Here is a 13044-nt window from a genome sequence, read left to right on the forward strand (position 1 = left end):
CTTGGGCTTTTCCTGAAAGCCCACCATGCGCCACTGGTCGTCTACCTGGAGCACCCCAAAGCGGCTGGCCTGCTCGATGGGCACCGGATAAGCGGCCCGAGATAGCCCCACCTACCCTGGGGCCCGAGGGGCTGGTGCTAGGTAACTGGAAGCTACCACTCAAGGGAGAGTGGATCGGGCCCAAACTGCTGGGGCAACGCGCTTTTATTGCCCGAGGGCCCCTGGTGCTCGAGATAGACCTGCAAAACCCCAGGGTGGTGGCCCAGCACTACCCGCCCGGGGACGTGCGGGCCCTGGACGCCGACGCCGAGCTGACGGTGCTCCTAGAGGATGGGCGGCGGCTGGGCCTGAGTGCTTTTGCGGGTAAGCCCTTCGAGGGCAGGTGGGAAAACCTGGCGATCATTCGCGAATACCACGATACCCTGAGCGCTGCTAACGCCCGCGACCTCGACCAGAGCCCTGCCACCGGCCGGCCTTACTGGTATTACTTCAGCCGCGAGCCAGGCGGCATCGGCCCAGCCGACCTCGAGGCAATCGGGCACGACTTGCTACAACGCAGCCACCGCCCCGAGCTGGCCTGGGGCCCCGGGGTGATGCAGTGGCTGCAACCCTGGCTAGAGCAAATACGCACCGCACGCAAACAAGGCCTCGAGCAAAGCCTGGCCTGGTCGGAGTTTTTTCTGAAGTACATGCCCCAGGTGCCCGGCGCCAAGGCCCTGCTGTGGGAACAGGTGGGCTGGCTCGAGGCCCAGGGCCGCCCCGACCTAGGACAGCGCTACCGCGAGGCCTTGCGCCAGATCGCAGGCTGGCAAAACCCCCTCACCTCGACCAATATGGCTGCGGCTACCTGGGTATTGCTGGGGCTTTATGGCCTCATGCTGCTGTACCTAACCCTAATGTACCTCCCTGCTCAACTGCGGGGGCTGCGCCCCAGCGGGGGCTGGTTGGTAGGCTGGCTGCAACACCCGCTATTACGCCTGCGCCACAGCATGCTGGCCTATACCTCGGTCGGTGAGCGCACCCTGCTGCTCTTTTTATTTATGCTGGCTGTGCTGGCCTTACTCGGCTGGGGCCTGACCGCCCGCTCCGAGGCGCTTGTTGCCCAGGACAGCCTGACCCGGGGTACCCTGCGCTCGAGTGCCGCCCAGGAAACCCTGCGTAGCTTCGCCAACACCACACCGCTACAGGGTCTTTTGGCATATGCACTGGCCAAAGAAAACCCCAGCGAGGCGCAGCAGCTTTACGCAGCCGCCCCCCCCTGGACGTATGTCTTGTTGGGGCGAGGCACGCCAGAAGCCCTGGCGCAGGCTTACCAAAGGGCTTCATCCTCGGCTGCCGTGCGTGAGGCGCTGGGCCTCGGCGGCGACTTCTGGAGCGCGGTTTACCGCGACTCCGGGGTGGTGCGCGAGGCGGTTCCGACCCCCAGAATCATCGCCGCAACGGTGGGCTTGAGTGGGTTGCTGAGCCTGGGTACCGATTTTCTGGCGGCCTGGCGTGAGCTCCCCATCTGGCCCAGTCCACTGTGGGCCTGGATCATTGCAGTCACCATTCTGCTTTTCACCCTCTATCACTTGTTGTGCTTCTTCCTCCCCCGACCCCAGGGGGTAGACAGCCACCTGGCCTGGCGGCGGGGGGTACAACTTTTTTTTCCGGGCAGTCCCACCTACAGCCAGGGCTGGGGCCTGATGGTCTTGCTGGCCGTTGCAGGCGGCCTGTGGCTGTGGCGTCTGGGAAACCCCTGGGGAATTGTTCTAACTAGCGTGGCCCTGGGGTTCCATCTGCTGCTGTGGTTTTTGCTGGTCTACCGGGGCATCAAGTGAAGCAATCTGGAGCGACCCTTCCGGCCCAAAGCGTTTTCAAAATATCAGGCTCGGCGGTTTATCCAGGTATATGAATTCAAGCACACCAGAGCGACAAAGCTGCAACTGCGCAAGGCGCTCGAGACCCGTCATGCGATAAAATCACCTGGTTTTGTCAGGAGGAAAAAGCAGACGTATGATTATCCCCCCCCTCCCCACCCCCTTCGACCAGAACGGCAACCTCGATGCAGAAGCCTTCCGCGACCTCGCCCAGGCCATTGAACCCCATGTGGATGGGCTGCTGTTTTACGGTTCAAATGGCGAAGGCGTCCATCTGACCCGCGAGGAACGGGCAGCAGGCCTGGCCATTCAGACTCCCCGGAAGCCTGCCATGGTGGGCCTGATGGAAGAAACCCTGGCCCAGGCGGCCATTGCCCTGAGCGAGTCCGAAAGCCTGGGGGCCAGGGTACTGGTCACCCCCCCCCGCTACTACGAGGCCAACCTGGGCCACGATGGGTTGTTGCGCTACTTCGGGGGCATTGCCGATATGGGCAAGGCCGAGGTCTGGCTCTACCATGTGCCGGCCAATACCAAAGCCCAGCTACCCCTGCCGGTAGTGGCCGAGCTGGCCAAGCACCCCAACATTGGGGGCCTCAAGGACTCGAGCGGGGAACTGGCCCGCATGGCCTTCTACGCTTCACAAAAACTGGCTCTAGAGCTTTACACCGGCCATGCCCCTACCTTCTTGGGTGCCCTGGGTCTGGGTGCCAAGGGCGGCATCCTGGCGGTTTCCAACCTGGCCCCCAAACCGTACAAACAGATGCTAGCGCTCTGGCAGGCCGGCAAGGTCGCCGAGGCCCAGGCCCTGCAAGCCGAGGTGGAGCCCTTTGGCCGGGTGCTGGCCCAGGGTGGTTTTGTGTTGCTCAAGCAAGCCCTGCGCCATTTGGGCCTGCCCGGCGGCTACCCCCGCCCTCCCTACCCTAACGAAAGCCCAGTCTGGCCCACCTTCAAGCCCCTTCTGGAAGAGTTCCGGGCCAGGGGTTGGACGGTGGGTTAAGGGTTTCTGAAGGAAATAACCCAACCATAAAAAGCCGCATCCGGTAAGCTCGATGTGGAGGAAACCATGAAGCGCATTCTGATAGGGGCGTGGTTGGGTTTGGCCTTGATACTGGGGTCTTGTGTACCCCAAGCCGTGCGGCCCCAGCCGCCGCAGGTGGAGCTGTTGCAGTTCAGCCTGGTTTCGATTGACCCCTTTAGCGGACGGGGCGAGTTCGACGTGCGCCTGCGCCTAACCAACCCCAACGGCTTCACCCTGCCCTTGCTAGACAGCGCCCTGACGGCAGAGTTGGGCGGCTCGCAGTTTCGCCTGACCCTGCCCGCCCTGGAAATCCCCTCGGGGGCCAGCCGCGACGCCAGCACCCGGCTGGTGGTGCCCATTGTGGAGGGCACCCGTGCCCTAGCCAGCCTAGTCGGCGGGCAGACCACCCGCTTCCGCTTGTTGGGCGAACTGCGGGTTCAACTGGGCCCGGCGGTAGTGCCGATTGGGCCCGTGACCCTGGTAGACCGCGATGTGCGTATTCAGTTTGCTTTCCAACTCCCCACCATTCGTTTGGTGGAGATTCGCCTGGATGGGCTGGCCATCCGGCTGGTGCTGGAGGTGGAGAACCCCAACCCCATCGGCTTTACCCTGCAAGGCCCCCTGCGAATTCTGATTGGCGGACGCAGTGTGGCCGAGAGCGTGTTTAACTTGGGCCTGGGCCCCAACGGGCGCAACCGCGGAGAGCTGCGCCTGGGGCTTTCGGGGCTGCCGGGCGTGGGCGGCGTGAGTGTGGATTTGGGGCTTAGCGCCCGCATTCCCGGTATCCTGGACCGCTCGGTGGCTCAGGTGCTACAGGGCATTCTGCGCTGAGCAGGGCTTGTTTGAGTTCTTTCAGGCTAGATACCTGTTTGAGCAGCGGGTGCAGCTCCGGGTTAGCCGGAAAATACCGGTACAGCACCTTGCGAAGCTGGCGGAGGCCATGAAACTCGCCGTACCACAGCACATTCAGCTCGGCATGGCGAAGCGCGGTCTCTATGCGTTCCCGGTGGGACGGAGCCGGTGCCCCTGTAGCAATCTGTCGAAAAATCCAGGGGTTGCCGACCGCTCCCCGGCCAATCATCGCCCCGGCCACCCCGGTCTGGAGGCACGTGTGGAACTGTTCGGGGGTGGTCACGTCGCCCGAGCCCAGCACCTGCACCCGCACGGCCTCGGCCACCCGGCCAATGGCCTCCCAGTTGGCCTGGCCCTGGTAGCGCTGACGGCTGGTGCGCCCATGTACGGTAAGGAGGGCCACCCCGGCGGCCTCGAGGCCCTGGGCAATCTCCAGGCTCCGGTCCTCATCCCAGCCCAGGCGCATCTTGGCGCTGACCTCGAGGCTCGTCCCCTGCCGCATGGCCCGCACCAGGGCATAGGCCCGCTCGGGGGTCAGAAGCAAACAGGCCCCGCCTCGCCCGGCCAGCTTGGGCGCCGGGCAGCCCAGGTTCAGGTCAAGGGCCACCGGCGAAAACAGCGCCTCGGCTTTGGCCGCCGCCTCGCGCAGCACCTCGGGGTCGTCGCCAAAGAGCTGCACCACCAGGTTAGGCTCCCCCGGATAGGGCGCGCCCAGCTCGGTGGATTTGCGCTCGCCGGCCAAAAAACCCCGGGCCAGCACCATTTCGCTCACCGTCCAGGCTGCCCCGTGCTCCAGGGCCAGCCTGCGAAAGGGAGCATCGGTGTAGCCCGCCATGGGGGCCAGCACGGCCCGGGGACTTTTTAGCATCTCCTGGTAAAAGGTGGTTTTGGGCGTTGCCGCTGCGCTCACAACCCGTATAGTTTATCGCGTCTTTCTTTGTGAAGAGCGCTCTGGCCTATGCCAGCGCACCCACGGCCTGCTCCGCCACTCCGACCAGCTCCCCGCTGCGAATCAGCTCGCACAGGCGTGCGAGCTCAGGCTTGAGGTAGCGGTCGCGATCCAGGTGGGGAATCTCCTGCCGGATGCGTTGCCAAACTGCCTCCACCCCCTTGCCGGGCCGCAAGGGGGCGTGAAAGTCCAGGGCCTGGGCCGCCGAGGCCAGCTCGATAGCCAGCACCCAGAGGGTGTTTTCAAAGATGCTGCGGGCCTTGCGGGCCCCGATGGTGCCCATGGAGACATGGTCTTCCTGGTTGGCGCTGGTGGGGATGGAGTCCACCGAGGCAGGGTGCGCGAGTACCTTGTTTTCGCTGACCAGTGCGGCGGCGGTGTACTGGCTGATCATCAGGCCGGAGTTGAGGCCGCTGCCCTCGGCCAGAAAGGCCGGCAAGCCCGAGAGGGCAGGGTTCAACATCTGCTCGATGCGGCGCTCGGCGATGTTGGCCAGCTCGGCCAGGGCAATGCCGGCGTAGTCGGCGGCCAGGGCCAAAGGCTGGCCGTGGAAGTTGCCCGCCGAGAGGGTGCGCCCTTCCTCGGGGAGCACCAGGGGGTTGTCAGTTACGCTCTGCATCTCCCGCAGCACCACCTCGCGCACATGGGCCAGGGCATCGCGGCTGGCCCCGTGTACCTGGGGGGCCGCCCGCAGACTATAGGCATCCTGCACCTTCTCGCAGTCTACGTGCGAGCGCATAATTTCGGAGTCTTGCAAAAGCCTGCGCACATTGGCGCTGGTGGCGGCCATGCCGGGGTGGGGGCGCAGGCGGGCGACGGCCTCGTCGAAGGGCCGGTGGCTCCCCTTGAGGGCCTCCACGCTCATGGCCACGGCGATATCGGCGGTCTTGAGCAACACTTCAGCATCCAGCAGCAAAAGGGCCAGCAACGCGGTCATGGCCTGGGTGCCGTTGATGAGGGCCAGGCCTTCTTTGGCCTCGAGCTCCAGCGGCTCTAAGCCTGCCTCGAGCAACACCTGGCCCGCCGGACGCACCTGCCCTCCATGCTTCACCTCGCCCACACCGATTAAGGGCAAACACATGTGGGCCAGGGGGGCTAGGTCGCCCGAGGCCCCCACCGAGCCCTGCGAGGGCACCACCGGGAGGATGTCCTGGTTCAAAAACCACAACAGCCGCTCCACCACCTCCACCCGCACCCCGGAGTAGCCCAGGGCCAGGCTCTGGGCCCGCAACAACAGCATGCCCCGCACCACTTCGGCGGGAAACGGCTCCCCCACCCCAATCGCATGGGAAAGCAGCAGGTTGCGCTGCAAGAGCCGCAGGTCTTTGGCCTCAACCCGCACTGTGGCCAGCTTGCCGAAGCCGGTGTTAAGGCCGTAGACCGGCTCGTCGCGGGCCACCAGCTTTTCCACAAAGGCCCGGCAGCGCGTTAGGCGTTCCCGCGCGGTCTGGCTCAGGTGCGCCGGCACTTTTTCGCGCACCACCCGGTGAAAATCTTTCAGGCTCAGTTCGGTATCCAGTTCTAGCATCCAACCCCTCGCTTGACCTACTTCCGGGCTAGGTTGTATATACAAGTGAGAGGATAAAGGGTGAAATACCGGCAAGTCAAGGAAGCGGTCTTGCAAGAGCTCAACAAACCGACCCCGGGCTTTCCTCTATCGGAAAACAGCCTGGCCCGTCGCTTTGGGGTGAGCCGCATGACCGCCCGGCGAGCCCTGCAGGAGCTTAGCCAGGAAGGTTGGCTCTACCGCACCCGGGGCCGCCTGAGCACCCCCGCTCCCCGGCGCTTTAGGCAGGGCTATTTGCGGGTGCGGCCCTTCTACGAGTTCGCCCGGGCGCAAGGAGCCCAGCCCAAAACCCGGGTGCTGGCCGCCGAATTGCGCCCCACTCCCACCGGGGTTCGCGAGAAGCTGGGGGTAGAACAAGCCCTCTATGTCGAGCGGCTGCGCTTCCTCGACGACGAGCCGGTGCAGCGGGAGGTGCGTTACCTACACCCGGTATACTGCGCCCCGATCCTCGAGCACGACCTCACCAGCGAGTCCATCCACGACCTGCTGATTCACACCCTGGGCCTGCCCCTCACCCGGGTCTGGCAGCGCCTCGAAGCCGTGGCCCTGAGCCAGGACATCGCCAGACTGCTCCGACAGCCCAGCAAAGCCCCCGCTTTGCGCCTCGAGCGGCTTACCTACACCCTCGAGCAGCCCATCACCTGGGTGGAATACCTGATGCGGGCCGACCGCTACTACCTGGAAGATACCTTTATCCCCCAAGGAGAACGCCCATGACCTACAAAGCGCCCCAAGGACCCAAAACGGCTAAAGGCTGGATCCAGGAAGCCGCCAAGCGCATGCTTCTCAACAACCTCGACGCCGAGGTGGCCGAGAAGCCCGAAGAGCTCATCGTCTACGGTGGTCGTGGCAAGGCGGCCCGCTCGCCCCAGGACTTGCAGCGCATCCTGGCGGTGCTCGAGCGGCTCGAGAACGACGAGACCTTGCTGGTGCAGTCGGGCCGGGCGGTGGGGGTGTTCAAGACACAACCCATGGCTCCCCGGGTAATCATCGCCAACTCCAACCTGGTACCCAAATGGGCCACCTGGGAGGAGTTCGATCGGCTTGACCGGTTGGGCCTGATGATGTACGGCCAGATGACCGCCGGAAGCTGGATCTACATCGGCACCCAGGGCATCCTGCAGGGCACCTACGAGACCTTTGCCGCCGCGGCCCGCAAGCACTTCGGCGGCTCCTTGAAGGGCACCATCACGGTAACGGGCGGGCTGGGCGGCATGGGCGGGGCGCAGCCCCTGGCCGTGACGCTAAACGGCGGGGTGGCGATCTGCGTCGAGATCGACCCCGAGCGCATCCAGCGCCGCCTGGACACCGCTTATCTGGACGTGCGGGCCAACTCCCTGGACGAGGCGCTCCGCTTGGCCGAAGACGCCAAACACAAGGGCAAGCCGCTCTCCATCGGGCTCTTGGGCAATACTGCGGAGGTGCTGCCAGAGATGGTGCGCCGGGGCTTCACCCCCGAGCTGGTCACCGACCAGACCAGTGCCCACGACCCCCTCTACGGCTACATCCCCGTCCTGCACGCCGACGAAGACCCGGCCCTCCTGCGCCAGCGCGACCCCCAGGGCTACAAGGAACGCGTCCTGAACGACATGGCCACCCACTGCCGCGCCATTGTGGAGATGCAGAAAAAAGGCGCCATCGCCTTCGATTACGGCAACAATCTACGGGCTTTTGCCCAGTTGGGGGGCTTCGCGGAAGCTTTCAGCTACCCCGGCTTCGTGCCGGCCTTTATCCGCGACCAGTTCTGCGAGGGGCGCGGCCCTTTTCGCTGGGTGGCGCTCTCCGGCAGACCTGAGGACATCTACAAGACCGATAAGGCCGTGCTCGAGCTCTTCCCCGAGGACGAGGGCCTACGCCGCTGGCTCACCGAGGGCGTGAAGAAGTTCAAGTTCCAGGGCCTCCCGGCGCGCATCTGCTGGCTGGGTTACAAGGAGCGCGACAAGGCCGGGCTCCTCTTCAACGAGATGGTGGCAAGGGGCGAGGTGGGGGCCCCCATCGTGATTGGCCGCGACCACCTGGACGCCGGTTCGGTGGCTTCCCCCTACCGCGAGACCGAGGCCATGCTGGACACCTCGGACGCGGTGGCCGACTGGCCCATTCTGAACTTCGCCCTGAACGCGGTCTCGGGCGCGGCTTGGGTCAGCTTCCACCACGGCGGCGGGGTGGGCATGGGCTACAGCCTGCACGCCGGGCAGGTCACGCTGGCGGATGGCTCGGAGGAGGCGGCTTTCAGGCTCGAGCGCGTCCTGACCAACGACCCCGGCACCGGCGTGATGCGCCATGCCCACGCCGGCTACGAGCAAGCCAAGCTAGTCGCCCGCGAGCGCGGACTGGACCTGGCGGGGTGGGAACGGGAAGGATGAAACAGGTATTTACAGGCATCGCTGAGCTATACACGCCGAGGGAAAGGCTCGAGCGCGCCGCTTTCGCTGTCCGGGATGGACGCTTTGTTTGGGTTGGGGCCGAGAAGGATTTGCCCGAGGAATACCGGACCTGGCCACGCGCCGACCTGGGCGGACGCGGGGCAGTGCCGGGCCTGGTGGACGCCCACTCGCATCTGGTCTATGGCGGCAATCGCCTGGGCGAGTACCTAAAGCGCGCACGAGGCGAGAGCTACGAGGCCATCCTGGCCGCCGGGGGCGGGATTTATGCAACCGTGCGGGCCACCCATGCCGCTTCAGAAGATGAGTTATACGAGTGGGCGAAAGCTCGAGCCGCCCTCTTCCTTGCCCAAGGGGTAACCGCCATAGAAATCAAGAGTGGCTACGGCCTCCTGCCCGAAGCCGAGCTCAAGATGCTGCGGGTAATCCGGCGCCTTCAGGAGACCCTGCCCCAGCACGTCTTCCCCACCCTGCTGGCCCACGTGGTGCCCCAGGGCTGGGAGCGGAAAAAGTACGTGGCGATGTTCACCGGCGAACTCATCCCCGAGGTAGCCCGCAGCGGCCTGGCCGAGGCGGTGGACGTGTTTTGTGATGAAGGTGCGTTCACCCTGAAAGAGACCCGAAGGATTCTCGAGGCGGCCCTTTTGCACAACCTAAAGATAAAACTCCACGCCGAGCAGATCGCCCACACCGGGGCCACCAAGCTAGCGGCGGAACTCGGGGCACTATCGGCGGACCACCTCGAGCAAACCACCTCCGCCGACTGGGAAGCCCTAGCCCAAAGTGGCACGGTGGGCACGGTGCTCCCCGGCGCGGCGGTCATCCTGCGTAAGCCCTTCCCCAATGCCCGGGCCATGTGGGATGCGGGCGTGAGGGTGGCCATTGCTACCGACCACAACCCCGGCAGCAGTCCGCTATTTAGCCCCTGGCTGGGCATGCAACTGACCGTGTCCCTAGGGCGGCTTTCCCTCGAGGAGGCCTTGATGGCGCATACCGAAAACGCAGCCCTGGCCCTGGGGCGGGCAGATTTGGGGAAGATTGAGCCCGGAGCCTGGGCCGACTTTGTGGTGGTGGACTCACCCCATGCCCTGAAGCCCCTCTATCACTGGGGAAATCAGCTCATCTACGCGGTATATGTGAGTGGAAATAAAGCCTTACCCCCATCTGGAGCCTGACATGACCCACCCTCCCCTCGAGCAACTCCTCTCGCTAGAAGGCAAAAAGGCCCTCATCACCGGTGCTGCCGCAGGAATTGGCAAAGCCATCGCCCGCCGTTATGCCGAAGCTGGGGCAGCACTGCAACTTGTAGATCTCCATGCCGAAAAGCTGGCAAAGGTGGCAGCAGAACTTTCCGACCATACCCGCAGTATTCAGACCCACGTTCTGGACCTGTCGGACAAATCTTCCATCACCAAGTTATGGGCTTCTTTTGGCGATAACACACCCGACATACTGGTCAATAACGCAGGCATTTATCCAGAGAAATCGGTATTGGAGATGGATGAGGTTTTTTATCGCAAGGTGATGGAAGTCAACCTCGACGCGGTTTTTTGGATGTGCCAGGAAATGATTGCACGGCGTATAAAGCGCGGCGGCATCATCATCAACATCGGCACCATCGAATCTATTCTGCCCTTCAAGGATGGACTTGCCCACTACGTCATGAGCAAAGCAGGGGTCATTGCCCTCACCAGGGCATTAGCCAAGGAATACGCTAAACACGGTTTTCGTGTGAATGCACTGTTGCCTGGGGGCATCATGACCGAAGGAACCAGGGCCGTTGCCAGGCAGATTTTGCAGTTGAAGCTGGGGCTCCTGAAAGTAGGATACGATTTTCAGCAACGCCTACCCATCGGACGGGCAGGCCAGCCCGATGAAGTGGCTCGCATGGCGCTGGTACTGGCCACTGATCTGACCAGCTATGTACACGGCAGTATCATTCCGGTAGATGGGGGCTTTCTCTCGGCATAGGCCATTATGTTCAAGCCGCTGGGTTATACCCAAAACCCCTTACTGGAGTTGTGATGAGCCTGACCGTTCATGATGCCGCTGTCGAGGTACCCGGCGGCCAGGTCTTTGTGCGGCAATGGGCTACGGGCCAGCCCCAAAAGGCCCCTCTGGTGCTGCTGCACGACTCCCTGGGGTCAGTGGAGCTCTGGCGTGAGTTTCCGGCAGCCCTGGCCCAGGCCACCGGGCGCACCGTCTGGGCCTATGACCGCCTGGGTTTTGGACGGTCCTCGCCCCGAACCGAACCCCCTTCGCTGGGTTTTATCCTCGAGGAGGCCCAGGTTTACTTTCCTGCTGTTGCCGCGCAGCTCGAGCTCGACCAGTACATCCTCTTTGGGCACAGCGTGGGGGGCGCCATGGCCCTGTGCATCGCCGCCCATCAGCCCGCTCGCTGCCGCGCGGTGATTGCCGAGTCGGCCCAGGCCTTTGTGGAAGAGCGCACCCTGGAGGGCATCCGGGCCGCTCAGCAGGGCTTCCAGGACCCCGCCCAGTTTGCCCGCCTCACCCGCTGGCACAGCGAAAAAGCCCGCTGGGTGCTGGAAGCCTGGACGGGGGTCTGGCTCTCGCCTGCGTTTCGGGGCTGGACGCTGGAGCCCTGTTTGAGTCGGGTTCGCTGCCCCGTGCTGGCCATCCACGGCGACGCCGATGAGTACGGCTCTGTGGCCTTTCCGCAGCGCATTGTGGCGGGGGTATCGGGCCCCGCCCGCCTGGAACTTGTGCAGGGCTGCGGCCACGTCCCCCACCGGGAACGAGAGCCTATAGTGCTGGGGCTGGTGCGGGACTTCCTTCGGGCTTTGCCGTAGGGAACAATCCGGACAGGCTGGGCAACCTTTCTCGGCCCCCACTATGCGCTGCGCAGTATTTTCTCGAGCTTGCGCCCCCTGGCCAGCTCGTCCACCAGCTTGTCCAGGTAGCGAACCTGTTGCGTAAGGGGATTCTCGATCTCTTCCACCCGGTAGCCGCAGATGACACCGGATATGAGCCGTGCATCGGGGTTCAGCCTTGCGTGGGCAAAAAAGTCTTCAAAGGTGGAGTGGTTCTCGAGGTGCTCGTGAATTTCCTCTTCACTGAAGCCCGTGAGCCAGGCAATCACCTGATGCAGCTCGGCCTTGGTTCGCCCCTTCTTCTGCACCTTGGCCAGATAGTGCGGGTATACCGAAGCAAAGGTCATCTGGCGAAATCGTTCGTGCTGGTGGGCGCTGTTCATCTTTCCTCTCCTCCCTGAAGCGGTCACTCGCCTGAGCACCGATGATCAAGCAGGCACGTAGACCAGCCTGAGCACATTCTCGTCCACCCGATCGATAGCAACCAGGCGCAGCGGTGGCCGCGGCCCGGCAAAGTAGGGCTTGCCCTGGCCCAGCACCACCGGATGCAGGTAGATGCGGTACTCGTCAATCAGGCCCAGTTGGGTCAGGCTGTGCGCCAGTTCTGGGCCGGCCACCTCAATCTCCCCCACCCGCTCCGCTTTTAGCTTGCGAAGGGTGCCCTCGAGGTTCTCCCTAACCAGCGTGGCATTGGGACCTACCGAAGCCAGCGACCTCGAGACCACCCATTTGGGCTGGGCCCGCCAGGCCGCGGCGTAGGCCTGTTCGTCCACCCCCCAGTCGGGGTGGTCGCCGTCCCAGTAGCGCATGACCTCGTACATCCTGCGGCCGTACACACTCCCCGCCTGCTGCCGGGCTTCCTGGATGAAGTGGCTAAAAAGCACGGGGCTGGGGCCAAACGCCGTATGATCCACGTATCCATCGAGGGACTGGTTCATTCCAAACACGAACCTGGCCATACCTGCCTTCCTTTCGCCTTGCTTGGGCCCTACCGGGCACGCGCATACCGGCAAACCAACGCGCCGGTAGAGGCCTTTGCTACCGATACCAGCTCGAACTTTAGCGCCTTGCCGTTTGCGGCAAAGACCGTCTTGCCCCCGCCCAGAACCACCGGCGCAACGGTCAGCACCCATTCATCCACCAGGTCGGCGGCCAGCAGCGAGCGCACCATGGTTGCGCTGCCGTACACGTAGATGTAGCCCCCCGGCTTTGCGCGTAGGTCAGCGACGGTCTGGGTAAAGTCCTTGCCGCGGATGATGGTGGTTGGGTGCCAGGTGAGGTCGTCCTCTCGGAGGATATCCGACACCACGTATTTTTGCACCCGGTTAATCCAGTCGGAAAACCCGTCGCCCGACCGGCTGGGCCACGCAGCAGCCGAAACCTGGTAGGTACGGCGCCCTTGCAAGAGCGCGTCGCTCTGCTGGGCGAGGTGGTCAAACGTGCTGCCCATCACCTCGGGATCGAAGTACGGCATCAGCCAGCCGCCGTGGGCAAAGCCGCCGTCGGTGTCTTCGCTGGCACCCCCGGGTGCTTGCACCACCCCGTCCAGGCTAATGAATTCGGTAATGAGCGTTTTCATAAACCCTC

13 protein-coding genes and 1 pseudogene are annotated in these 13044 nt (G+C 64.0%); 8 read left to right on the top strand and 6 right to left on the bottom strand.

The features are described 5' to 3' along the window. Positions 1-96, bottom strand: a pseudogene (locus tag Mhypo_RS18895) (sugar phosphate nucleotidyltransferase); the annotation flags it as partial. 38 nt (positions 97-134) lie between these two features. Here Mhypo_RS18895 and Mhypo_RS09005 point away from each other — a divergent pair. The 3 genes from Mhypo_RS09005 to Mhypo_RS09015 all read left to right on the top strand — a co-directional run bounded on the left by Mhypo_RS09005 (position 135) and on the right by Mhypo_RS09015 (position 3708). Then, positions 135-1820 (top strand): hypothetical protein, encoded by a 1686-nt coding sequence (locus tag Mhypo_RS09005; protein WP_240637173.1) that lies wholly within the window; start codon positions 135-137, stop codon positions 1818-1820. A gap of 175 nt (positions 1821-1995) precedes the next feature. Beyond that, entirely contained in the window at positions 1996-2856 is an 861-nt protein-coding gene (locus Mhypo_RS09010; RefSeq protein ID WP_119340967.1) for a dihydrodipicolinate synthase family protein, read from the top strand. Between the two features lie 66 nt (positions 2857-2922). Further along, a complete protein-coding gene (locus tag Mhypo_RS09015) occupies positions 2923-3708 on the top strand; it encodes a hypothetical protein (protein ID WP_119340968.1) in 786 nt (261 codons plus the stop codon). Here the strand turns inward: Mhypo_RS09015 and Mhypo_RS09020 are convergent. Both Mhypo_RS09020 and hutH read right to left on the bottom strand, forming a co-directional pair. Then, positions 3641-4639, bottom strand: coding sequence for a tRNA dihydrouridine synthase (locus Mhypo_RS09020; RefSeq protein WP_240637174.1), 999 nt, complete (start codon positions 4637-4639; stop codon positions 3641-3643). The genes Mhypo_RS09015 and Mhypo_RS09020 overlap by 68 nt on opposite strands. A 46-nt stretch (positions 4640-4685) precedes the next feature. Next, positions 4686-6206 (bottom strand): histidine ammonia-lyase, encoded by a 1521-nt coding sequence (hutH, locus tag Mhypo_RS09025; protein ID WP_119340969.1) that lies wholly within the window; start codon positions 6204-6206, stop codon positions 4686-4688. Positions 6207-6266: 60 nt separating this feature from the next. Between hutH and Mhypo_RS09030 the strand changes: the two genes are divergently transcribed. Genes Mhypo_RS09030 through Mhypo_RS09050 form a run of 5 tightly spaced genes read left to right on the top strand, consistent with a single transcriptional unit; the run spans position 6267 to position 11436 of the window. Continuing rightward, the gene (locus tag Mhypo_RS09030) at positions 6267-6962 is read left to right on the top strand and encodes a GntR family transcriptional regulator (RefSeq protein WP_119340970.1); all 696 of its coding nucleotides are present in this window, start codon (positions 6267-6269) and stop codon (positions 6960-6962) included. Next, positions 6959-8608, top strand: a complete 1650-nt coding sequence (gene hutU / locus Mhypo_RS09035; RefSeq protein ID WP_119340971.1) for a urocanate hydratase — start codon at positions 6959-6961, stop codon at positions 8606-8608. The genes Mhypo_RS09030 and hutU overlap by 4 nt, the downstream gene beginning before the upstream one ends. Continuing rightward, on the top strand, positions 8605-9801 hold the full coding sequence (hutI, locus tag Mhypo_RS09040) for an imidazolonepropionase (RefSeq protein WP_119340972.1): 1197 nt from the start codon (positions 8605-8607) through the stop codon (positions 9799-9801). Before hutU ends, hutI begins: the two co-directional genes overlap by 4 nt. A gap of 1 nt (position 9802) precedes the next feature. Continuing rightward, positions 9803-10597, top strand: a complete 795-nt coding sequence (locus Mhypo_RS09045; protein ID WP_119340973.1) for an SDR family NAD(P)-dependent oxidoreductase — start codon at positions 9803-9805, stop codon at positions 10595-10597. A 53-nt stretch (positions 10598-10650) separates the two neighbouring features. After that, the gene (locus Mhypo_RS09050) at positions 10651-11436 is read left to right on the top strand and encodes an alpha/beta fold hydrolase (protein WP_119340974.1); all 786 of its coding nucleotides are present in this window, start codon (positions 10651-10653) and stop codon (positions 11434-11436) included. Positions 11437-11477: 41 nt separating this feature from the next. Here Mhypo_RS09050 and Mhypo_RS09055 read toward each other — a convergent pair whose 3' ends face one another. From Mhypo_RS09055 to Mhypo_RS09065, 3 genes are read right to left on the bottom strand one after another with little or no spacing between them, the layout of a single operon-like run. Further along, positions 11478-11840, bottom strand: a complete 363-nt coding sequence (locus Mhypo_RS09055; RefSeq protein WP_119340975.1) for a DUF2200 domain-containing protein — start codon at positions 11838-11840, stop codon at positions 11478-11480. Positions 11841-11885: 45 nt separating this feature from the next. Next, entirely contained in the window at positions 11886-12416 is a 531-nt protein-coding gene (locus Mhypo_RS09060) for a dihydrofolate reductase family protein (RefSeq protein WP_119340976.1), read from the bottom strand. Positions 12417-12445: 29 nt separating this feature from the next. Beyond that, positions 12446-13036 carry a dihydrofolate reductase family protein gene (locus tag Mhypo_RS09065; protein ID WP_119340977.1) on the bottom strand — a complete coding sequence of 197 codons (591 nt, stop codon included), beginning with the start codon at positions 13034-13036 and terminating at the stop codon, positions 12446-12448. Between the last annotated feature and the right edge of the window lie 8 nt (positions 13037-13044).

The organism is Meiothermus hypogaeus, from assembly GCF_003574035.1.
GTDB classification, from domain to species: Bacteria; Deinococcota; Deinococci; order Deinococcales; family Thermaceae; genus Meiothermus; species Meiothermus hypogaeus.